The organism is Arthrobacter sp. M71 S08 (genome assembly GCF_059089725.1).
Genome location: NZ_JBNHEY010000007.1, coordinates 1 through 22985, shown reverse-complemented (window position 1 = coordinate 22985; position 22985 = coordinate 1). Strand labels below are relative to the sequence as shown.

Below are 22985 nucleotides of genomic sequence, written 5' to 3'. Positions count from 1 at the left end.
ATTTTATCGTGATTCGGACTCGTGTCCTCCCCCGGATGATTGCGCAGCTCCGTCAGGTTCCCAACGCAACACATCACCCGGCTGGCAGTCCAACACCTCGCAGATCGCTTCGAGAGTGGTGAACCGGACGGCCTTGGCGCGACCGTTCTTCAGGACCGCCAGATTGGCCGGTGTGATCCCGATACGGTCAGCCAGAACCCCGACCGGCATCTTGCGCCGGGCCAGCATGACGTCGATGTCGACAATGATGGGCATCAGATCACCTCGTCGAGCTCGTCGCGCAGGTGCTTGGCTTCGGCATCGCGGGCAACTGCCTGCGCCAGCAGCATCCTCAGGACCAGCACGATCAGCGCTACACCGCCGAGGAGGAGCGATGCGCCGCAGATCAGCAGGATGATCCCCGGAGCAATTTCACCCGGCGCAAGTAGAACCGCAAGGGCGAACACCAGTACGGAAGCGGCCGCAACTGCTCCAAAAATGATGTCGACGTAGCGGAATGCGCCGTGGGAGAACACGGTGCCGCTGCGGACCATGGTGAGCAACTTCCAGACACAGACGGCGCTCACCTGCACGGTCAGGATGCCGAACACCACGATGGCGTTGAAAGTGATGCGCAACCCGGTGGGCACACCCGCTTCTTTCAGATCCGTCGATATAAGCGGCACCATCCAGAGCTGAACGAACAGCGAGCCCGCAATAACCATCGCGATGACGAACTGCAACGCGAGGATGGTAAATTTTCCCATCGGGGTTCCCTTCGATTGTTTTACAGGTGAAAAATATCGAAAAACGATAGGTCGGTCAATGCCCGGGGCTGGCTGCGCAGTCGCGGAAAGGTGCAGGACCGCGAGGAAGCCCTCACGGTCCTGCACCTGCATTTTCCTGACGTCAGCGATCAGCGACGCGACGCGAAGTGACTCACGCAGTCTCCCTGGTTCTCGAAGACCGGCTTGGTGCTGGTCTCCCAGCCGCCCTGCTTGCACTGTTCCTTGTTCTGCAGGACCGTTTCGCCTGCATTCCCATCGACGGTGAAGGTCACGCGATAGACCTTCTCCGTACCGTCCGGCGCAGTGACGGTAACGACGGCGACCGGGTTCTCCGTCGTCGCCTGAGTTACCGTTACCGCCGCCGCCGAGTCCAGCGGGACGCCCACAACTATCGGCTGAACGTCCGGTGCGACGGTCGCGGCATAGTCAGTCACAGCGGGCTCAAAGCCTTCCACCGGCACCTGATCTACGAGTAACCTGCCGAGATCAGCAACACCAGCTTCAGCGAGACGCGATCCGGCGATGGCAACTTCCGACACCTTGGTATAGGAACCCGTTGTCACCAGCGACACCCGAATGCCTCGGGTGGTCACCGGATCCAGCGACACTGTGGTCGGCGCGACTGTGCTTAGACCCGTCACTGTGCCCGCTGAGCTTTCCTGCCAGACGCCCTCGCGGTCGAGGTACTGCACGGTAAGACTCTGGGGAGCCCTCTCTGAAGGCCAGATCGTCAGCCCGTCCACTGTGTAGTCGGAGGAGAAGGTGTAAGAGAGGGAGTCGCCATTCCGCCCGCCGCTGACCCAGTTCGACCAGCGGGTTGCGGTGTTGCCGTCACACGTGTTCTCCGGACGGTAGTTGCCCTCGGTGTAGGACGCAATCACCGCCGTTACCGGATCCTCGCGGCAGATGTTTTCGTACCGGACCTGGTCCACCACAAGCACCGTCAAGGTCGCCGGCAGGGTTCCGCCGGAGAACGTCGCGGTTCCCGACACGGTGACCGTTCCGGTGGCTTGGAGGGCGGCGTCATCGACTGAGCTGAAATCCCAGGTGACGGGAAGCGGGTTGCGTGCCGGACCGGTGCCTATCTGTCCGGGAACAACCGAAGGAACCAGTTCTTCCAGTTCCGCACGGGTGGTTCCGACTTCGACGGTGACCGACACCGGATCGGTCGCGACAAATTCGCCCACTGTCACCACGACGGATGCATCATCGAACCGCTGTCCGTAAATGTCGACTCCCGATCCCCGCAGGACCACATCGCCGGCAGTCACCCAGGTGTCGGCGTCGACAGCTTCCCATTCGACTGCAACAGGCTGTCCGGACCCTGCCGCGTACAGCGGGGTCACGGTCTCCGGCAGCTCGGGTGCGACCCCGACCTCCGTGCTCACGTACGCCTGTTCGGTTCCGGTAAGCACCAGATCGGCGACGTCCTCGAACGCCCAAGCCTGATTCGGGTTGCTCCGAGCGGTTGTGGTTGTGCCGCCGGGTGCTGCCAGCGTCACTGCGTTGGCCGAAACCTGGAGGGTGCTGGCCGCCGCGGCATTGACCAAAGTCCACTGATTCCCGTTTTCGGTACTGACAATCCACTGTGCGGCCGGGTTGCCCCTGGCATCTTCGACGCTTGCTTCCAGAACGGAGGCAGTTCCTGTGGAGCTACCCGTCAGGACTCCGCCTGCACCTGCAAGCACCCCGCCGGCTCCGTTTGAGATGACCCAGCGCTGGTCATGGGAGAACCGGTCCTCAGGATCCACAGCGTGGAAGGTCCACTGCTGCGCCGGAACAGCGTCCGACGTCGTTGCTTTGGGTTCTGCGACTACTGCGCCGTCGCGGCCGGCAAGGTACTGCCCGCTCGCCTCGCCCGGCAGGTGGTAGGTGTGGCCGTCCTCGACAGCTGCTGCGCCGTCAGCAACACCACTGACGCCATCAATCAGAAGCGTGACAACTGACGCCGCCGGAATCTGCAGCGTTGCGGTCTTTGCCTCGCGGTCGACGATGACCGGCTCCCCTTCGACGAGTGCGTTGCGCTCGATGTCCTCGAGCGGTGACTTGGTGGTCACAACGGGAGTCACCGTGGCGCCGTCTTCGATCGACTCGAACAGGCTCAGGTCGATCGTCACAGTTTCAGCCGCCGCTGTGTCGTTGAAGTGAACCAGCGTCGCTCCCGATCCGTCAGCGCGTAGGGCGCTGGCAGTCTTCGGATCGTTGTTCTGGATCAGGAAGTCACCCGGGCGGATGTAGTGGGTGAAGTTGCGTGTGGTGTTGTACTTCTGGTTGGTAAGTACCTCGCACTTCGCCTCTTCGGCGCTCTCGCCGTCGTTCAGCCTCCGGTTGGAGAGCCCCTCGCGGCCCTCGTAGTTGCAGTCGAAGTCGATGTAGATGGAACCCCAGCCCTTGTCGGCTTTCTCCTGCTTATAGGTGTCTTCAACCGGCTGCCAGAACACCCAGGCGTCAGGCTCCAGCTCGCGCAGATCATTCACCATGCGGGAGGCGATGCCGAGTCCGTTCGTGATGTTGGACCGGTCCCAGCCGCTGGTCGAATCCCCCAGTGCAGTGTTGCCGGTCCAGAAGCCGCCAACCTCACTCATCCAGAGGGGCAACTGCTCAGCCTTGGCGAGGTCCCTTACGCGGCGGCGGTCATTGGTGCCGTACGTATGAACGTTCAGTTGCTCGACGGCAGCCTTAGCCTCGGCACTGTAGCCGTTCCAGTTGTTCATGAACCTGGTTGGGTCGGTCTCGTCCATCGCGGAGATAACTGCGTCGGTAGTGCTCGTGTCCCGCTGCAGCGCGGCGTCGAGGTGCTTGATGACCCGGTCCTGTGCGGCCGGATAGATCAGCGCGCCCTCCTGCTTCTGGGTGTACGACATCGGCGGCTTGCCTGTTGCCGGATCGATCGCAGTGCCCCAGTAACCGGAATTCGGTTCGTTGAAGGGATCGATTGTGTCAACCTTGATCCCGCTACCCATTTCGAGCAGCTCAACGGAGCGCGCCATGTACGCGGCGAACTTCTCTTCCGCCTCCGGCAGCAGGTTCTCGCCCTTCCTGCGATTGTCCTGTCCCGATACGTAGCCGCTGCGGGTCATGAACCACGGCGGGGAGTTACTGAAAGCTTCCCAGTGGGTGATCTGATCCTCCGCCGCCAGGCGCTCGACCCACCAGCGCTGATTCCGGTCTGCATCGAGGTTGTAGGAGGCGTCGTTGTACGGGTCCCACTGCTCAAGGAAGGCGAGCTTGTTCGCCTGGGTGGGGTCCACCGACCCGTCCGGGTTGTACAGTTTGGAGAGTACCGGCGTTTCCTCCGTGGCCTCGGTAACCGGGTTCCACCAGCCTTCGACGGCACTCCCGTCGTGCAGGTAGTCGGTGACGTCCGAAGCGTGGCCGCCGCCCACGTTATAGCGGGCCAGGTTCAGGTTGAGCCCTTCCTCGCTGAATACCTTCTCGTACAGGTCTTCCCGCAAGTCCTCGGGGTACCCGGCGGTCGCGTTGGCGAACCAGATCAGGCTGGTGCCCCATCCCTGGAACGCATCGGTCCGGCTGGCGGGGTTCGGTGTAATGGTTACAGCTGTGGTCTCGGCGTGTGCCGCTGGTTGCAGCGGTAAGGGAAGGGCTACAAGCCCTGCGGTGGCGATGGCCGCGGCGGTGAGAACCGTTGTTCCCTTGCGGCCGCGCGTTCGGTGCGTCATGGGCAACCTCATTGTTGGTGATGAATGGTCCCGGCAAACGTATGTGACCGATGGCACACCATCAACGCGCTTGATCACTCCCGAACCAGATCGATCACACTCGGTCGGCTCCGCGCTTTGAGAGCTCGAGGGGTCGGCCCCCACCGCCCTACCCCAGGCGAAGAATCAAATCCGCCCGCTCTCTTGTGGCCTCGATCAGCCGCGCGTTCGGCTCGTCGACGCGCTCAACCCACTCCTGCGCGGCAGCATCGCTCTTCCCGAAGGTGGCGTGACGCTGAACGAGTCGCTCAATGCGCCGGCGGTCGTCCTGCTCGCAGTACCAGACCTCGGTGCACTGGCTGCGCACCTCCCGCCAGCCCGGCTGATCGAGCAGGAGGTAGTTCCCCTCCGTCAGGATGGTCCGCACTGACGGATGCACGGGGACGACGCCGGCAATCGGCTGCTCAATGGTCCGCTCGAAACCGGGCGCGTAAACCACCGAGTCACGCACCCCGCGAAGCCGCTGTAGAAGGGCGGCATACCCGTAGGCATCAAAAGTCTCGGGCGCACCTTTCCGCTTCAGTAGACCCAGCCGCAACAGTTCCCGGTCCGACAGGTGGAAGCCGTCCATGGGCACGTGTGCGTACCGCTGCCGTTCCGGATTAGGTTCATCGCGGTTCAGCAGGGCCATCAGCTGCTCAGCCAGCGTGGTCTTCCCCGCTCCCGGCGCGCCGACAATCCCGATGACGACGGCGGACTCCTGCGCCGAGATGCGCTCTATTCGGTCGACGAGTTCGGCAAGCATCACGGTGCCATCCTGACACGGGGATTTAGACGAGGGCTTCAGGCCTTCCCGAGCTCGGCAGCATACGCGTAGGACGCGTTGCTCCACACGACGAACAGCAGCGGCGCCGGAACCAGCGCGATGCCCAGGACCGGTTGCACCAGCGCGGCGCCGGCGACAATTCCGAGCAGGGCGAGCGCAGCCAGACTCAGATACCAGCGCCGCACCGAGATATAGAGGGCGGCCTTCATGAGCGCGCGCAGGCGCGCGGCGGGCAGGAGCACAGCACCTGCAGTCACCTGTACCGCCATAATCACCACCGCAGCAATTCCAAGCGTTAGCAGGGGAACCAGCAGAGCACCTGCTGGCAACGCCGCCACCAGCATCAGGTCCAGACCGAGAACAAGCAGTACGACGACGGCGCCACCCCCTGCGAGCGCAGCCCGCCGAAACACGGCCCGGTAGCCCGTAAAGAACATCCTGAACGGCCGGCTGACAGCCTCCTCACTCCTCAGCGCATCGAACGCCGCAAACGCTCCGCCCAGGGAGGGAAGCACCGTCAATGACAGCGCCAGGAAGAACGGCCAGGACGCCACCGGATCAACGACCGCGTAGAGGAAGAACACGAGAGGTGCGTTCGTGACTGCCAACAGGACGTTGACGGCCAGGAACGTGTAGACAAAGGCGGAGATGCTGCCGAAAGTCTCGAAGCCAAGGCCCGTGCGTCGCTCTCGTGCCGGTTCTGCCAGGGCTGTCACCCCTTCATTCCGCTCGTTGCAATGCCCTGGATGAAGTACCGCTGTCCGAGCAGAAAGACGATCAGTATCGGTATGACCGAGATGACCGAGCCGGTCATGATCATGGCGAACTCGGCGTCGAACTGGCCCACGAAGGACCGCAGGCCCAACTGCACTGTCCAGAGCCGGTTGCTGGTCAGGTAGATAAACGGACCCATGTAGTCGTTCCACGTGTTGACAAAAGTCAACAGCGCGAGCGATGCCAGTGCCGGCTTGGACAGCGGCAGGATAACCCTCGCCCAGATCCCATACTCGCTGAGACCATCGATGCGGGCTGCCTCGCACAACTCGTCCGGGATGGTCATGTAGTACTGGCGCATCAGGAACACACCGAAGGCGCCGAAAGCCTGCAGCAGAATCAGGGACCAGAACGTGTTCGTCAGGCCGAGGTTCTGCATCATGATGTACTGCGGCACCATGTAGGCCTGCCAAGGAACAGCGATGGTGGCGATGTAACCGAGGAACAGCGCGTCGCGGCCGGGAAACCGGACCTTCGAGAACCCGTAGGCCGCAAGGGACCCGGTGAGTACCTGTAGAAACGTGATGAAGACGGCCAGGTACAGCGTGTTCTGGATGTAGCCCAACATGGGGATGCGGTCCCAGATGTCCACGTAGTTGCGCCAGACGAAATCTGTTGGGATCCACTGGATCGGTACGGTGAACACCTGGTTGTTCAGCTTCAGTGAGGAGGAAAGCATCCACGCGAACGGGATCATCAGCGCCGCCACGAGGAGAATCAAAATCGCGTAGCAGATGAGGTTCACCCGGCGGGACTTGCGCTCCTTCAGCGAACGTCGACGGGTTTGTGACCGCTGGTCCATGGCCAGGGCAGGTGCCAGCGACGCCTCGGTCTTCAGGTCTTCTGTCAGATTGGTCATCAGCGTTCCTTCCGCTGCTGCAGTTTGAATTGCGTGACCGTCACCGTCAGCACAATGAGGAAGAGAACCAGTGAGATGGCCGAGGAGTAACCGAAGTTACCCTGGCTGATGCCTTCCTGATAGATAAGCTGCGAAAGCACCGTGGTTGATCGCCCGGGGCCACCGCCCGTCATTACGACGATTAAGTCGAAGACCTTGAAGCTGGATACCGTCAGCATGACCAGCACAAAGAAGGTCGTGGGGCGCAATCCGGGAACGGTGACGTTCCAGAAGCGCTGCCAGGCGCTGGCCCCGTCGACCTCGGCGGCTTCGTACAGTTCCGTCGGGATGGCCTGCAAGCCGGCCAGGTACAGAATCATGTAGTACCCCATGTCCCGCCATACGCTCGTGATGATCACGGCGGGCATCGCCCAGTTCGAGCTGGAGGTCCACCCCGGAGGATTGGCGATCCCAACAGCCTCGAGAAGCTGGTTGATCGGGCCGGTCGTTGGGTTGAACAGCATGTTCCAGACGACGGCGACGGCCACCAGTGAGGTGATGTACGGGAAGAAGATGGCAACCCGGAAGAAGCCGATCCCCTTCAGCTTGCGGTTCAGCAGCATTGCGAGCATCAGGGCGAGCGCCAGGGTCAGCGGCACGTGCCCGAGGGTGTAACCAATGGTGTTGGTCAGTGCAATCCAGAAGGTTTCGCTGCCGAACATCTTCTGAAAATTGCTTAGACCTGCCCATTCCGGTGCGGAGAAGGCGTTCCAATCCATGAAGGCCAAAGCGAACGCGGCAAAGACCGGGATCAGTGTAAAGGCGAGGAATCCGAGGAAGTTGGGCAGGATGAAGCTCCACCCGACGAGGGTAGTGCGCCGCGCCTGCTTGCGGTTGCCCCGTAGGCGGGCGTCCTGACGGTCGATTGTCTGAGTTGTCATGGTGTGTACCTTCTCCACAGGGGCGCCGCCGCGAACGGCGACGCCCCGACCGCATTAGTTCAATACTTCGCTTTGGACGCGACTGCTCATGTCCGCGATGCCCTGCTCGATTGACTTCTCTCCGACCATGATGAGTTGGTGTTCCTCGGTGAGGATGAGGTCAACGTCAGAGGCGAATTCGCTGACGGGCATTTCCAGAGCGGTTTTCTCCGGTGTAAAGGCTTCCTTGGAGACATCGTCGGCCGGCAGGCCCTCCAGCTGGAAGTAGGACTCGGTGACAGTTTCGGTCTGGAGCGCCGGTACGACGCCGATTTCGGCGATTGCGGCCGCCCCTCCCTCGCCGGCTGCCCACGCGATGAAGTCCTTGGCTTCCTGGCTGTGCTCGGCGTTCTTGTTCACCGCGAACGCAGTGGGCGAGCCGAAGGTGGTGACATCCTCACCCTCGGATACCTGCGGCATGGGGGCGAGACCCCAGTTGAAGTCCGCTTCGCCCGCCTGCTGGGCTGCAACGAGCGCGGCGATGTACCACGAGCCCATAGGTAGCATTGCGGTCTGGCCCGTCTCGAACATTGATTGGTAGCCCGTTTGCTGGCTCGATGCGGTTGCCCAATCGAGCGTCGCTCCGGCTTCCTGGAGATCCAGCGCGGTTTCGTACTGGTCCTTGAAGAAGCCGTACTCGCCGCCGATCAGGTCGCCTTCTGTCTGGGCTGCCGAGACGGCCTGAATTACAGAGCGCCAGTAATGGTGGTACGTGCCATACACCTTCTCTGCACCCTCACCACTGGAGAGTTTCTTCGCCGTCTCGGCATATTCGTCCCAGGTCAGTGACTCCGGGTGCTCCACCCCGGCGGCGTCGAACAGGTCCTTGTTGTAGTACAGAAGCCAGAAGTCCTGGCGGTACGGTGCGGCGAAGTAGCTGCCATCAATGTTGAACGCGTCGAGGCTCGCGGTGTTCTCGGTGTCGAGCTACTCGACGACGTCATTGATCTCCAGCAGCTGACCCCGGTTGGCGTACCGGGAGTATTCCGTGACGTTCTTCATGGTCAACACGTCGGTGGTGTCACCGCCGGCGAGCATCGTGGTGACTTTCTCGGAGTAGTCGTCGGCAAGAATGTCGACGTGCTGGATGTCGATGTCGGGGTTCTCCTCTTCATAGGCGTCGAAGAGCGCCTTGAATTCGGGGGTTCCCTCGTAGTTCCAGACAGAGACGGTAAGCGGTGTCTTGCCTTCCGCTGCTCCTTCTTCGGCCGGTCCGGCGGCGCCGCCGCATCCGGACAGGGCCAGAACGGCGGTTGCTGCCGCGGCCGCGGCTGCGAGTATGTTTCGCTTCATTGCGGTTCTCCTTAATGGATGTTCTCCAGCCGCGGTGCGGAGGGAGTGGGTGAGTGTGAGTGGGGATTATTTGGATGGTTCGGGCAGGATGAGCGTCGTGGCGCTCCGGCCGGGCCAGTGCACTGTTGCGCTGTCCGACCCGAGTTCAAGGCGCGGTTGCTGATCGAGGGAACCGGGCGTGCCAAGGCCGACAGCCACGGCCTGCCAGTTCCCGGGAACCGGTTTCGACGCCGTCACATACGGCACAGTGGTGCGCTCGGCTAGCGGGGTGGCGTCGAGATATGAACGGCTCTGCGCTTCGCCGGAGCCACTGGAACTGCCAAAGCCCCGAAGAGGAACAATGACGGAGTCAAGCTCCGAGGTTGCGGGCAGCGCCCACCCGCCCACGGTGAGCGCGCCGAGGGGTGCCTCGTTTGAAGTCGGTTCCCGGTCCACCTGAACCAGCCGCACCTCCCACGGCCCGTGTACCAGGGAGACCGTGGTGACGGGCGCTCCATGGCGCACTATCCCGGCCTGCCCGTATCCGTGGCGCGCATCCGTGGGTTCCGGGTCCACCCAGTGCGTGGCCGCGCGGGAGGCCCCGATGAGGGCCCCGGCGTCGTCATCGGTTGCCTGGATCTCCAGCGTGGTGAAGCCGGTGCGGTGACTCGGCCGGCCGTTCTCGTCCGCGAGGGTGACGGACATGTCGAGAGGGTGGGTCTCGCCGTCGTCGTCCATGATCGGGGCGGTAGCGGTCGAGTAGCCAAGCCGCGCGTACAGCGGAGAATCGGTAACGTCCGCTCCCTCCGTGGCATGGTCGGTGCCGTGATTGATCACGCGCACGACGCCGTCCGCCCTGGTGCCGCTGACAGCCCAGCCGGGTGCCGCAGCGGTGAAGGCGAAGTCGCCTTCCTCAACGGGCAGCGGCTTTTCGACGGCCGTCCAGACCTCGTGGTCCGCCGGAAGCGCGAGCCCCAGCAGGCCCTTCGATGCCCAGTACGGTGACCCCGGCCCGGAATAGGACTGGGCCATCTTCCGCCACTCGTGGTGCCAGCCGAGTGAGAGCAGTCCGTCACTGTCGGGGGCGCCGTGGTCTGCGAAGTGCCGCAGAATGCCGCTTGCAGCCCGGCGCAGGAGACCAGGTTCGACGGAGGTGCAGCCGGCGAGCGCGCCGCCCCAGAACGGCCCTGCCGCAGCGAAACGGTAGATCAGGCTCCTGCCCTGGATGAGCGGGGAGCCGTCTGCACCGACCAGGCGGACGGCGTCGAGCAGGAAGCGGTCGAGGTGCGCGGTGTCGCGGTCGCGGCGGGCGGCACCCGGGCCGCCGTCGTCGTGGCCGGCCATCCGGTGCCACAGCGCCGGGTACAGATGGAGCGCCCAACCGGCGTAGTGGTCATAGGCGCGCTGGCTGCCGTCGCTGTACCAGCCGGCGTCGCGCACGAAGGTGTCGTGGAGCGCGAGGTCCTCGTCAATGTTGTCCTGGCTGTAGTCCGCACCGACGGACTTCAGGAACTGCTGGACGACGATGCGAAACCAAACCCAGTTAATGCGCGGGTACTCGGCGTCGGTGGTCAGGGAGAACCAGTCGACGAGCTGTTCCTGGACGGTGCCGTCCAGACGGTCCCACAGCCAGGGGCGCGTCATGTCGAGCACGAGGGCCAGGGCCGCAGCCTCGACCTTTGCCTGGCCGTGCTCGTCGGGGCGTACCCAGCGCTCGGCCGAGGTGGGATCGGAGCCGTGACGCAGGCCTTCCGCATACCACTCGGCGAGGCCGAGCGGATCGTCGCCGCGCTCGCCTGTGAGGCGGAAGCCGGCGGTGAGGAACGTGCGCGCGAAGCCTTCGAGTCCGTCGATGGCACGGCCGTAGCCGCCTTCGCGTCCGGGCGGTGTGATGCGGGCGTGGCTGGGACTGGCCCACTTGCGAACGCCGAGCAGCATCGAATCGGCCTGTGCCGCGTGGTGCTCGCGGGTCCAGCCCGTATAGGGCGAGAGTTCCCGGTCCAGGGCCGGAAGTGTCAGCTTGTTCATGCGCTCAGCCCCAGGTCTTCGAGCAGGACGCGGGCTAACAGATCCTCGCCGGAAAGGTAGCGCTCCAACTCATCCAGCGCAGCGTCGGACATGCGCCGGGTTTCTGTCCCGAGGGATCCGGCGATGTGCGGCGTGATCACAACGTTGGGCAGTTCATAGAGCACGGAGTCCGCCGGGAGCGGTTCCGGCTCCGTCACGTCGAGCACCGCCTGGATGCGTCCGTAACGGCAGGCTTCTTCAAGTGCCTTGGTGTCGACCAGCGAACCACGGGCCGTGTTGATGAGGGTGGCGTGGTCCTTCATGGCGGCGAGCTGATCCGCACCGATCATGTGGCGGGTCTGCGGCAGCTCCGGCGCGTGGATGGTGACGACGTCGGCAACCGGGAGCATTTCCTCGAGGGTCACCAGCCGTCCGCCCGCTTTGGCTACTTCCTGTGGGTCGGCGTACGGGTCAACCACCAGGCACACCGCGTCCTGCAGCTGCATCATCAGTTTGACCACACGCCGGCCGACGCGGGAGAAACCGATGACACCGATCGTCCGGCCGATGTTGCCCAGGTCGCCGTGGTTTAGAACGTAGGACCAGTCCTCCCGGAATGACCGGGCGTCATTGGCGAGGAACTGTGCTTTTTTACCCGCGAGCAGGATGGTCGCGAAGGTGAACTCCGCAACCGGCACCGCATTCACGTCGGCACAGTTGGTGATCAGGATGTTCCGGGCCCACAGTTCATCGCTCACAAAGTCGCGGATGGTCCCGGCACAGTGGAAGATGGCCCTCAGGTTCGGCATCGTTGCGAGGCGGTTCGCATCGAGATGGGGAACGCCCCAGCTGGTGACGAGTATTTCGACGTCTGCCAGCCGCTCCTTCACGTGGATGGAATCGAGCGAGTCGGTCCAGACCGGCTCACCCAGTGCCACCATTTCCCCCAACCGCTCCAGCCGCGAGGCGTCGAACTGGTCGGCGAAGGTTTTACGATCCATCACCACCAGTGCCTCCGGTTTGTTCACCATGGAGCGGTCCTTTCGTGTGTCTGATGCCCGAGCGGTGTGCCTTGCATCACTTCTGGAACCAGTACATACTCAGAGTCGACGTGAAGCAATCACGTTTCTCATTACCGATCTGAATCGAACATGAACGATCAATCCAAGCTGACTCAAGAGCACCCACTGAGCGCTGCCTGGGGGAATGCAGCCGCCGAACCCTGCCTACGGGTGACTCTCGCTGACGCTCGGCAACGGGTGAAAAAGCAGTGGTCAGGCAAGCACGTGCTTCTCCCGCGCGAGCTGCAGGATCGCGCGGACGCTGAACACGGAACGGCTTGGCCCCAACCGCTGGTATCGCACTACGCCCGGTTTTTTCGGGACGGTAACCGGACGGAATACGAGGGTCTCGTCGGTGCGCGCCAGCACCGGCTCACCCGTGCGGTCCTTATGGCATGGCAGCACGCCGACCGACTCGACTGGCTCGACGAAGTGGTCGACGGCGCCTACCTCCTGTGTGAGCAGAGTTCCTGGAGCTGGGCCGCGCACGACGACGCCTTCAGCCGCAAGCGTCACGTTCTGCCTGACCGGGATGAGCCGTACTTGGATCTAGGAGCCGGCGAGGTGGTGGCGCAGCTCGCCTGGATTGATTTGCTGTTGGGGGACCGGTTGGACGGGCGAACCCCGGGTTTGCGCCGGCGGATTCGATCGGAAGCCACCACGCGGGTGTTCCTTCCGTTCCTCGAGCGGCTCGACTGGCATTGGCTCGGGTTGCATGGCGACGTCCACAACTGGAATCCATGGATCCACTTCAACGTGCTCACCGCGGCGCTGCTGCTCGAAGACAATCCACACCGGCGAGCGCGGCTGACCGCGCGGGTCATCGAGGGCCTGGACCGCTTCCTGGCCTCACTCCCCTCCGACGGTGCGATCGATGAGGGTTTCGCCTACTGGTGGAACGGCGCCGGGCGGGCACTCGAGGCCCTCGAACTTCTCGAAGCCGCAACCGACGGCGAACTCAGCGGTGACCTCCCGATCACCAGGGAACTGATCGCCTTCCCCCACCGCATGCACCTGGGCGGACGCTTCTTCCTGAATGTCGCCGACGGCCCCGGGCGGGCATCAGACGCCCTCCCCTGGGAGTTGCTCCGCCGGTGGGCTAATCGCCTGAACGACGACGACGCCGGTCGCCACGCGCGGGCAATGGTTGCCGAACAGCCGGTGACGGACGGTGGACTCCTCCGGGCCATGCACGCTGTAACGTCCGAGCGCAACGGCACCGGCGAGCCGTCGCTGATTCCCTTCACGTATCTTGCCTCCGTTCAGATCATGGTCGCGCGGGAGCACCCCGGTACAGGCAACGGTGTGACGCTGACCGCAAAGGGCGGGCACAACGGCGAGCACCACAACCACCTTGATGTGGGTTCTGTGGTCGTGGCTGTGGACGGTGTCCCGCTGCTGGTCGATGCCGGCCAGCCAACCTACACAGCTCAGACCTTCAGCCCGGACCGTTACTCGATCCGCGCGATGCAAAGCGGGTGGCATTCTGTCCCCGCCCCGTGGGGGCTGAGTCAGGGCGTGGGCGGGGAGTTCGCAGCCGTCGTCGTGCAGGAACCGTCTGCCGACAACCCCGCGATGGTGATGCAGCTCGAAGAGGCGTACGGGTTGCCCGCAGGCTCCCGTTGGCGACGGACTGCGTCGTTGCGGCGCGGCGGAGGCGGGAGGGCACTCGTCAGCGACGAATGGGCGCTGCCGGAGCCGCCGGAGAACGCGGATGACCGCGTCGACATCTCTTATCTGGTCGCCGGGATCCTCTCACAGGTGGGTGAGGGAGTAGCGACGATATCGCCCGAGGGGATTCCCGGCGTCATAGGTGGACGGAAGGCACAGCTCGGCTGGGATGCCGGCATTGCCGACGTCGGAACCGAGCACTGGGAGCTGGATGACCCGCTCCTTGCGGCGGTGTGGGGCGAACGGTTGATCCGGCTGACCTTCCGCATGAGTGCAGAACACCGCAGGAACGGCAGTTTTACCCTGGAAGTGAAGGTGCATGATGAGTAACGACGAAGCCCGGCAGGCAGGCCGGTCGATGTTTTCCCTCCAGCGGAGGGAACGGCTGATGGACGAGTTGCGGGCGCACGGCGCCATCACGGTCCGGGTGCTCGCGGCAGAGTTGGGCGTGAGTGAACTGACGATCCGGCGGGACGTAAACGCGCTAGCGGAACAGGGGCTGGTCTCCCGGGTACACGGCGGGGCGGTGCTGCCCAGCCCGCTGGAACGCGATGCCTCGGAGCAGCTCACCGGCAACCGGCATACCTTTGGCATGGTGGTCCCGTCGCTGGACTACTACTGGCCGCAGGTGATCAGCGGTGCGCGCTCGGAAGCCGAAGCGCAGAAGGTACGACTGGTGGTGCGCGGGTCCTCCTACGACGCGGAGGACAACCGCCGTCAGGTCCAGGCGCTCCTTGCGATGGACGGGATCGGCGGCATTATTGTTGCGCCGAATACGTCGGAAGAAGCGGGACACGATCTCCTGCGCTGGCTAAATTCCTTACCGGTGCCCGTTGTCCTTGCTGAGCGCCGCTCCCCCACCGCCATCCCGGCGCACCGGCTGGAATGGGTTGCCACCGATCACGCGTTCGGGGCCGGGATGGCGGTCCGGCACCTCTGGCAGGAAGGACACCGGAAGGTCGGATGCTTCACAGATTCGGGGAGTCCCACAAGCCGTCATGTAGTCCGCGGCTGGCGGCAAGCTCTGACTGCGCTCGGCATTTCTGAGAACGCCACCTACGCTGACTGCGCCGAGCACGCCCAAAGCGGCCACCAGACCGATCAGTTCGACGAGATCCTTGCCAGATGCCGGGATACGGGCACAACCGCGCTGCTCGTGCACTCGGACATTCAGGCGGTAGCCCTCGTGCAGCACTGCAGAGACAGGGGCGTCGCGGTACCCGGTGATCTGGCCGTTGTGGCGTACGACGACGAGGTCGCCTACCTTGCCGAGCCTGCCATCTCCGCGGTGCGGCCGCCGAAGCACTACGTCGGCAGGGTGGCGGTGCAGATGCTCGCCGCCCGGATCGCCGAGGGCCGGCGGCGGCCCGTCCACCGGCTGGAGCTGAACCCGGACCTGATCGTGAGGGACTCCTCGCTCGGAACCCCTCACCCGTCACCTACGGAAATGAGCTCCCCATGACAACGGCACTGCTCCTGAGCGGCACCGGCCGGTACTCGGACCCCTGGCACCCCTTCGCCGAGACATCCGCTGCCGTTGCCGCCCTGCTCGAGGGTCACGGCCTCACCGTGGAAACCGCCGACGACGTCGACGACGCCCTCGGGACTCTGCAGGACTCCGCCGCCTGGCCGGACCTGCTGGTGGTGAACGTCGGCCTCCCGCGCGACGACGGCACCTCCCCCGGAACGGATGCCGCCTCCGCGGGGCTGGACGCGTGGGTGGCAGGCGGACGACCGCTGCTGGCCCTGCACTCCAGCTCCACCAGTTTTCTGGATTCGGAGTCCTGGGAAAAGGCACTCGGGGGCCGCTGGGTGCGGGGCGTTTCCATGCACCCGGAGTACGGCCCGGCGCACATTGCGCTTGAGGGCTCCTTCCCGGTGGGCGTCCCTGACTTCACGGTCGACGACGAACGCTACAGCTGGCTGCGCACGTCACCGGACGTCGTCGTCCATGCCCGCCACGAACATGAGGGTCATTTGCATCCATTGATTTGGTCGCTGGAGCGACCGCTGGAGCGACCGCTGGAGCGGACGGCGGAACGGGGTGCGGGAACCGCTACAGCGCGGAGCTTCTACGACGCTCTCGGCCACGACGCGGCGTCGTACGCGTCACCGGAACACCGCGAGTTGCTGGAGCGAGCGGTGGACTGGCTGCTCGAGTGACCGCAGCCTGGACCTGCTTTGTTACGACACATATTGCATCGGGCCGTCATAAAAGCGTTTAGTGGAAGTCCACCATCCCGAGCGGCCGAGAGACCTGGATCGTTGACGCCGCAGCAACCCTTACCTGCATGCAGGAGAACGGGTGCTACTGCCAGGAGCGATGGAGTTATACATGAGCACCGTTCTCAGCGCGCAGCAGCAGGCACAGACTAAGGCCGCCAACAACGCCTCAAACAAGCTGGCCCTTCCCCTGACCTTCTCCTCCCTCACGCGGTCCTTCGGCGGCGGAACCAGCGAGCATGTGGTCCTCCGCGACATCAACCTCGATGTCCGGGCCGGTGAAGTGCTTGCCATTGTGGGCGCCAGCGGCTGCGGGAAGTCCACCCTCCTGCGCGCGGCAGCGGGCCTCGACGCACCGACGTCCGGCGCCGTCCTCATCGACGGAACCGCGGTCAACGGCATCGATGACCGCTGCGCCGTCGCCTTCCAGGAACCGCGTCTCCTCCCCTGGTTGTCGCTGCGGGCCAACGTCGCGATTGGCCTGCCCAGGGGGACCAGCTCAGCCACCGGCAAGGCGAAGGTCACCGAACTGCTGGGCCTCGTGGAGCTCGCCGACTTCGCCGAGCACCGGCCCCGTGAAGTGTCCGGCGGCATGGCCCAGCGGGCATCCCTGGCCCGGGCGCTCGCCCGGAACCCGGGCGTACTGCTCCTCGACGAGCCGTTCGGCGCCCTCGACGCCCTCACCCGGCTGAAGATGCAGGACCTTCTCCTGGATATCCACGCCGCCCAGCCCACTACGGTGCTGCTGGTCACGCACGACGTCGACGAGGCCCTCCAGCTCGCAGACCGCATCATCGTGCTCGGCAAGTCCACCGACCCGGCACGCCCCGGCGCCTCCGTCACCGAGGTACTCACCGTCCCGGGCGACCGCCCGCGGGACCGCAATGCCGCCGACCTCGGCCGAATGCGCAGCTCCCTGCTCACCACACTCGGCGTCAAAGGCCACTAGACACACACAGCTTGTTCCGTCGTCGTGCCCGTCCGCACGGCGACTGCTACCCCACGCAAAGGAAACCATGAACCGCACCCGCTCGCCCTTCACCCGCCGCGCCGTCCTGTCCGTAGCGCTCGCCGCCACCGGCACGCTCGCCCTGACCGGCTGCCTCGCCGGCGAGAACGCCTCGTCCACCGAAGAGGGTTCCACGGCCACCGAACTCAACATTGACTTCGCCACCTACAACCCGCTCAGCCTGGTCATCAAGGACCAGGGCTGGCTGGAAGCGGAGCTTGAGGACGAGGGCGTGACCGTCAATTGGGTACAGTCCGCCGGTTCCAACAAGGCCAATGAAGCCCTCCGCGCCGGAGCGGTCGATGTCGGATCCACCGCCGGGTCCGCAGCTCTCCTCGCGCGGTCCAATGGATCACCGATCAAGACGATCGACATCTACTCCCAGCCCGAGTGGTCGGCAATGGTCACCGTTGAGGGCACCGGTATCGAGACCCTTGAGGACCTCCGCGGCAAGTCGATCGCGGCGACCAAGGGCACTGACCCATACTTCTTCCTGATCCAGTCGCTTGAGTCCGCGGGCATCGACCCCTCCGATGTGACCGTGCAGAACCTGCAGCACGCCGACGGCTGGGCAGCACTGAACAACGGTTCGGTTGACGCCTGGGCCGGTCTGGACCCCATCATGGCTTCGGCTGAGCAGGAGGGCGCCGAGCTCTTCTTCCGCAACATCGACTTCAACACCTACGGCTTCCTCAACGCCAACGAGGAATTCCTCACCGAGAGCCCCGAGCTTGCCCAGACCGTGGTGAACGCCTACGAGAAGGCCCGCCAGTGGGCCAAGGACAACCCGGAAGAAACCGCGCAGATCCTCGCGGACGTTGCCGGCATTGACGTGGAAATCGCCAACGCCGTCATCATCGAGCGCACCAACCTGGACGTCGACCCCGCACCGGGCGAGGCACAGCGGAAGGTTCTCGAGACGGTCGGCCCGGTATTCGTGGAAACCGGCGATGTCTCCTCGCAGGAGAAGATCGACGAAGCCCTCGACACCCTCTTCGACGATTCCTTCGTCACCAACGCCGATCCGGACGCCATCAAGGCTTCATGATGACCCAGATTGGTGACCTGAATGGCGCTAATATCGGGGCCAGCGCCTACCCCACCAGCGCGGAAGGCCTGGAGGCCACCGGCCGCGCCGTGACAACAGCGGACGACGACGGCGGCTCACCTCTCGAGCCTGCGGAGACCTCCGGAGGGCTGCTGAGCCGGCGACCGGTCCGTCTCCTGCTGGGACTGGTGGTTCCCGCCATCATCCTCGTCGCCTGGCAGTTGAACTCGGTGGTGGGCGTCTTCAGCGCCGTGCAGCTGCCGCCGCCCTCCGCGGTGCTGACCGCCGCCGTCGAACTCATTGAGCGCGGCGAACTATGGATCCACATCGCCATCTCCACGCAGCGTGTGCTCATCGGCTTCGCACTGGGTGCCACGCTCGGCCTGGCGCTGGGCGCCCTGCTCGGGTTGTCCCGGCTGGCCGATGCGCTGCTCGCACCGACCATCGGGGCGCTGCGGGCGGTTCCGTCGCTCGCCTGGGTCCCGCTGCTCATTCTGTGGATGAAAATCGGCGAGGACTCGAAGGTGACGCTGATCCTCATCGGCGCGTTCTTCCCGGTCTTCACCACGCTGTTCCTGGCGTTGCGCCACGTTGACCGGAACCTCGTCGAAGCAGCACGGGCATTCGGGTTGAAGGGGATCAGGTTGTTGACCACGGTGCAGCTGCCCGCCGTCGTGCCCGCTGTGTTCTCTGGGCTGCGGTTGGCGCTGGCGCAGGCCTGGCTGTTTCTGGTGGCTGCGGAGCTCATTGCGTCGTCGCTGGGACTCGGGTTCCTGTTGACCGATTCGACCAACAACGGCCGCACCGACCGGATCTTCCTGGCGATCATCCTGCTCGCGGTCATTGGCAAGACGACTGACGCGCTTCTTGGCATCGCCGAAAGGTGGGCGGTTCGACGGTGGACATAGGCGCGGTGGACGTGAGCGCCTCTGAAGCCAGAGTTGATCCGGTTCTGACCACGGAGGAGGAGCGGATCGCGTTCTGGGAGGAACAGGCGCGCAGGCTGCACTGGTCCTCCCCCTGGCATACGGCGCACACGTTCGAGCCGGCACGCCCGAACCGGGACGGCGAGCTCTCGGTTCCCCGCATCGAATGGTTCTCCGGCGGCACGCTCAACGCTGCCTACAACTGCGCGGACCGGCACGTCGAGGCCGGACTGGGCGACAAGCCCGCCCTGTTCTTCGAGGGCGAGCCGGGAGACCGCCGCACGGTGACCTACGCCCAGCTCCAGGAGGAGGTCAGCCGGGCCGCGAATGCCCTGACCGCCCTGGGCATCGGCAAGGGTGACCGGGTGGTCATCTATCTCCCCGTGCTGGTGGAGACCGTCGTCGTGACCCTGGCCTGTGCGCGTATCGGCGCGGTGCACTCGCTCGTTTTCGGCGGGTTCTCCGCGGAGGCGCTGCGCTTCCGGGTTGAGGACACCGGCGCCAAGCTCCTGGTGACCACCGATGGGCAGTACCGGCGCGGCACTGCGGTGCCGGTCAAGGACACCGTTGATGAGGCAGTCGATGCCGTCCATAAGAACTCGATTGAACACGTCCTGGTGATCCGGCGGACCGGCAGCGACATCGCCTGGCAGGAGGGCCGCGATGTGTGGTGGCACGACGCCGTCGCTGCCGCCTCCCCCGTCCACGAGGCTCAGGCCTTCGACGCCGAAACGCCGCTGTTCATCATGTACACCTCCGGCACCACTGGGAAACCGAAAGGGCTGGTGCACACAACCGGCGGCTACCTGACGCAGGCGTCGTGGAGTTACGAGTACCTCTTCAGCGACCCCGACCCTGCGAAGCGGGCCGACGACGTCCACTGGTGCACCGCCGACCTCGCCTGGGTCACGGCCCATACCTACGAGATCTACGGCCCGCTTTCCAACGGTGCTACCCAGGTGATCTTCGAGGGCACGCCGAACACCCCGCATCCCGGTCGGCACTTCGAGATCATCGAGCGGTACGGCGTCACCAGCTACTACACCGCGCCCACGCTCATCCGCTCCCTGATGGGCTGGTTCCCCGACGGCGTCCCCGACTCCTACGACCGTTCCTCCATCAAGGTCCTCGGCACGGTCGGTGAAGCGACCAACCCGGAGGCATGGCGCTGGTTCCGCGAGAACGTCGGCTCCGGCGCCGCACCCATGGTCGACACGTGGTGGCAGTCGGAAACCGGCGCAACCGTCCTCAGCCCACGCCCCACGGATGCCTCCTTCAAGCCCGGCTGTGCCTCGCGCGCGCTTCCGGGAGTGAGCACCCGCATCGTGAACGACGACGGCGCCCCGGTTGCGCCCGGTGAACAGGGCGTGATTGTGGTTGACCGTCATGCTCCGGCCATGGCCCGCACCGTGTGGGGCAACCCGCAGCGATACCTCGATTCCTACTGGCGGAAGTTCGCGGACAAGGGCTGGTTCCTTGCCGGCGACGGCGCGAGGTACGACGAAGACGGCGACACCTGGATCCTCGGACGCGTGGACGACGTCATCAACATCTCCGGCCACCGGCTCTCCACGATCGAGATCGAGTCCGCGCTCGTCTCGCATCCGCGGGTGGTCGAGGCCGGAGTCTGCCCCGTGGCTCATGCGGTGACCGGCCATGCCATCGCTGCGTTCGTCGTCGTGCACGGTGGTGCCGGAGACGACAAAGTGCTGCAGACTGAGCTACACACAGAGTTGCAAAACCACGTGGCGAAGGCAATCGGGCCGATTGCCAAGCCGTCCGCCGTTGTCGTCGTGGAGGACGTCCCCAAGACGCGCTCCGGGAAGATCATGCGGCGATTGCTGACCCAGTTGTATGAAGGAACACCGCTGGGTGACACCACGAGCCTTCAGAATGAGGCCTGCGTTCCCCGGATCGCTGAAGTGCTCGCCGCCCGATAGGGCGATACTTGAGAAGAGTCAGAAACACCCTCCAGGAAAGGTGGCCGTTCAATGGCTGACCGCACTTTCGGCTTCCGCACCCGCGCGCTGCACGCCGGCGGAACCCCCGATGCCACGCATGGCGCCCGGGCAGTGCCGATCTATCAGACCACGTCCTTCGTTTTCAAGGACACCAACGACGCCGCCAACCTCTTTGCGCTGCAGAAGTACGGCAACATCTACTCGCGCATCGGCAACCCCACCGTCGCGGCTTTCGAGGAGCGCATCGCTTCCCTTGAAGGCGGTATCGGTGCGGTAGCCACGGCGTCGGGCATGAGCGCCGAGTTCATCACCTTCGCAGCCCTGTGCCAGGCCGGCGACCACATCGTCGCGGCCTCCCAGCTGTACGGCGGCACCGTGACGCAGCTCGACGTGACACTGCGCCGCTTCGGGATCGAGACCACTTTTGTGCCGGGCACCGATCCGGCCGACTACGCCGCGGCGATCCAGGAGAACACCAAGGCTGTCTATGCCGAGGTGATCGCCAACCCCAGCGGTGAGATCTCGGACATTGCCGGCCTGGCCAAGGTGGCGCACGACGCCGGCCTCCCCCTCATCATCGATTCCACCCTGAGCACGCCTTACCTGATCCGGCCGATCGAACACGGTGCGGACATCGTGATCCACTCGGCCACCAAGTTCATTGGCGGCCACGGCACCACACTCGGTGGCGTCGTCGTTGAGAGCGGACGTTTCAACTGGGGCAACGGCAAGTTCCCCACCATGACCGAGCCTGTCCCGTCCTACGGGAACATCCAGTGGTGGGCCAACTTCGGCGAATACGGGTTCCTCACCAAGCTGCGGACGGAACAGCTGCGGGACATCGGGCCGTCGCTGTCGCCGTCGTCGGCCTTCCAGCTCCTGCAGGGAGTGGAGACGCTGGCGCAGCGCGTTGATGAACACGTCGCCAACGCCCAGGCCGTCGCCGAGTGGCTTGAGAAGGACCGCCGCGTTGAGTACGTGAACTACGCGGGCCTGCCCTCACACGTTCACCATGAGCGCGCCAAGCAGTACCTGCCGCAGGGTCCCGGCTCGGTCTTCAGCTTCGGAGTCCAGGGCGGTCGGGAAGCGGGTCAGAGGTTCATCGAGGCCCTCCAGCTGGCGTCCCATCTCGCCAACGTCGGAGACGCCAGAACCCTGGTAATCCACCCGGGGTCCACGACGCACCAGCAGCTCTCCGCCGAACAGCTCGCAGCAGCGGGTATCCCAGAGGATCTCATCCGCATCTCGGTAGGGCTCGAGGACCTGGAGGACATCCTCTGGGATCTCGACCAGGCTCTGGACATGGCGGTGGCCGGGACACCCGCCCACCTGGAGGAAGCGCTCGGATTCAAGAATGAGGGAGTGAAGGCATGAGCACGCAGCAACGTACCTGGGAAGGTCCATCCGCACCGGAGCGCCTGAACATCCTCCGTAACGCCGGGTCAATTGCCATTGTCGGGGCTTCAGACAAGCCGTCCCGGGCGTCCTATTTCGTGGCGACGTACCTGCAATCCTCGGCGCCGTACCGGCTGTACTTCGTGAACCCGACAGCCACCGAGATTCTGGGGCAGCCGGTCTACAAGTCGCTCGCGGACCTGCCGGAACAGCCTGACATTGTCGATGTCTTCCGCAAGCACGACGATCTCCCCTCGGTCCTCGAGGAAGCCAAAGCCGCCGGAGCAGAGACTCTGTGGCTGCAGCTGGGCTCCTGGCACGAGGACGTGGCGCACGACGCCGAAGCTGCCGGCATGAACGTGGTGATGGATCGCTGCGTCAAGATTGAACACGCGCGCTTCCACGGCGGCCTCAACCTGGCAGGTTTCAATACCGGAGTGATCTCCTCCAAGCGCCAGGTCACCGCCTAGCTGTACCCGGCCAGGACGTTGGTAGCGGCGAGCCTGGTTGAACTAGGGAGAACCTCCGAGTGGGATGTGGCTTGTCTAAGGCCCACTCCAACTCGGAG

At 64.6% G+C, this 22985-nt stretch carries 18 protein-coding genes, 1 pseudogene and 1 riboswitch; of the genes and pseudogenes, 9 read left to right on the top strand and 10 right to left on the bottom strand.

Annotation, left to right across the window (positions count from 1 at the left end; all coding sequences use genetic code 11):
• Positions 1-3 precede the first annotated feature (3 nt).
• From AC5RTB_RS13520 to AC5RTB_RS13475, 10 genes and pseudogenes are all read right to left on the bottom strand, one after another.
• Positions 4-255, bottom strand: a complete 252-nt coding sequence (locus AC5RTB_RS13520) for a helix-turn-helix domain-containing protein (RefSeq protein WP_494061584.1) — start codon at positions 253-255, stop codon at positions 4-6.
• Positions 255-746 (bottom strand): DUF2975 domain-containing protein, encoded by a 492-nt coding sequence (locus AC5RTB_RS13515; RefSeq protein ID WP_494061583.1) that lies wholly within the window; start codon positions 744-746, stop codon positions 255-257. Before AC5RTB_RS13515 ends, AC5RTB_RS13520 begins: the two co-directional genes overlap by 1 nt.
• A gap of 149 nt (positions 747-895) precedes the next feature.
• Positions 896-4447 (bottom strand): discoidin domain-containing protein, encoded by a 3552-nt coding sequence (locus AC5RTB_RS13510; protein ID WP_494061582.1) that lies wholly within the window; start codon positions 4445-4447, stop codon positions 896-898.
• A 148-nt stretch (positions 4448-4595) separates the two neighbouring features.
• A complete protein-coding gene (locus tag AC5RTB_RS13505; protein WP_494061713.1) occupies positions 4596-5231 on the bottom strand; it encodes a nucleoside/nucleotide kinase family protein in 636 nt (211 codons plus the stop codon).
• Between the two features lie 38 nt (positions 5232-5269).
• Positions 5270-5968, bottom strand: a complete 699-nt coding sequence (locus AC5RTB_RS13500; protein ID WP_494061581.1) for a hypothetical protein — start codon at positions 5966-5968, stop codon at positions 5270-5272.
• The gene (locus tag AC5RTB_RS13495) at positions 5965-6885 is read right to left on the bottom strand and encodes a carbohydrate ABC transporter permease (protein WP_494061580.1); all 921 of its coding nucleotides are present in this window, start codon (positions 6883-6885) and stop codon (positions 5965-5967) included. The genes AC5RTB_RS13500 and AC5RTB_RS13495 overlap by 4 nt, the downstream gene beginning before the upstream one ends.
• Positions 6885-7805: a carbohydrate ABC transporter permease gene (locus AC5RTB_RS13490; protein ID WP_494061579.1), complete on the bottom strand. Its 921-nt coding sequence runs from the start codon at positions 7803-7805 to the stop codon at positions 6885-6887. Before AC5RTB_RS13490 ends, AC5RTB_RS13495 begins: the two co-directional genes overlap by 1 nt.
• 54 nt (positions 7806-7859) lie before the next feature.
• Positions 7860-9137 (bottom strand): annotated as a pseudogene (locus AC5RTB_RS13485) (ABC transporter substrate-binding protein).
• 66 nt (positions 9138-9203) lie between these two features.
• Positions 9204-11144, bottom strand: a complete 1941-nt coding sequence (locus AC5RTB_RS13480; protein ID WP_494061578.1) for a DUF2264 domain-containing protein — start codon at positions 11142-11144, stop codon at positions 9204-9206.
• Positions 11141-12154 carry a hydroxyacid dehydrogenase gene (locus AC5RTB_RS13475; RefSeq protein WP_494061577.1) on the bottom strand — a complete coding sequence of 338 codons (1014 nt, stop codon included), beginning with the start codon at positions 12152-12154 and terminating at the stop codon, positions 11141-11143. The genes AC5RTB_RS13480 and AC5RTB_RS13475 overlap by 4 nt, the downstream gene beginning before the upstream one ends.
• Positions 12155-12274: 120 nt before the next feature.
• Here AC5RTB_RS13475 and AC5RTB_RS13470 point away from each other — a divergent pair, with 120 nt between their 5' ends.
• From AC5RTB_RS13470 to AC5RTB_RS13430, 9 genes are all read left to right on the top strand, one after another.
• Positions 12275-14185, top strand: a complete 1911-nt coding sequence (locus tag AC5RTB_RS13470; RefSeq protein WP_494061576.1) for a heparinase — start codon at positions 12275-12277, stop codon at positions 14183-14185.
• On the top strand, positions 14178-15317 hold the full coding sequence (locus AC5RTB_RS13465) for a LacI family DNA-binding transcriptional regulator (RefSeq protein WP_494061575.1): 1140 nt from the start codon (positions 14178-14180) through the stop codon (positions 15315-15317). Before AC5RTB_RS13470 ends, AC5RTB_RS13465 begins: the two co-directional genes overlap by 8 nt.
• Complete coding sequence (locus tag AC5RTB_RS13460; protein WP_494061574.1) at positions 15314-16018, top strand: ThuA domain-containing protein; 705 nt, start codon at positions 15314-15316, stop codon at positions 16016-16018. The genes AC5RTB_RS13465 and AC5RTB_RS13460 overlap by 4 nt, the downstream gene beginning before the upstream one ends.
• 69 nt (positions 16019-16087) lie before the next feature.
• A riboswitch (SAM riboswitch) is annotated at positions 16088-16185 on the top strand.
• Positions 16186-16190: 5 nt separating this feature from the next.
• Positions 16191-17027 carry an ABC transporter ATP-binding protein gene (locus tag AC5RTB_RS13455; protein ID WP_494061573.1) on the top strand — a complete coding sequence of 279 codons (837 nt, stop codon included), beginning with the start codon at positions 16191-16193 and terminating at the stop codon, positions 17025-17027.
• Positions 17028-17094: 67 nt separating this feature from the next.
• Positions 17095-18135, top strand: a complete 1041-nt coding sequence (locus AC5RTB_RS13450; protein ID WP_494061572.1) for an aliphatic sulfonate ABC transporter substrate-binding protein — start codon at positions 17095-17097, stop codon at positions 18133-18135.
• Positions 18135-19043, top strand: coding sequence for an ABC transporter permease (locus tag AC5RTB_RS13445; protein WP_494061712.1), 909 nt, complete (start codon positions 18135-18137; stop codon positions 19041-19043). Before AC5RTB_RS13450 ends, AC5RTB_RS13445 begins: the two co-directional genes overlap by 1 nt.
• Positions 19044-19054: 11 nt before the next feature.
• Positions 19055-21001 carry an acetate--CoA ligase gene (gene acs, locus AC5RTB_RS13440; protein ID WP_494061571.1) on the top strand — a complete coding sequence of 649 codons (1947 nt, stop codon included), beginning with the start codon at positions 19055-19057 and terminating at the stop codon, positions 20999-21001.
• Between the two features lie 51 nt (positions 21002-21052).
• Entirely contained in the window at positions 21053-22396 is a 1344-nt protein-coding gene (locus AC5RTB_RS13435) for an O-acetylhomoserine aminocarboxypropyltransferase/cysteine synthase family protein (protein ID WP_494061570.1), read from the top strand.
• Positions 22393-22887, top strand: coding sequence for a CoA-binding protein (locus AC5RTB_RS13430; protein WP_494061569.1), 495 nt, complete (start codon positions 22393-22395; stop codon positions 22885-22887). Before AC5RTB_RS13435 ends, AC5RTB_RS13430 begins: the two co-directional genes overlap by 4 nt.
• Positions 22888-22985 lie beyond the last annotated feature (98 nt).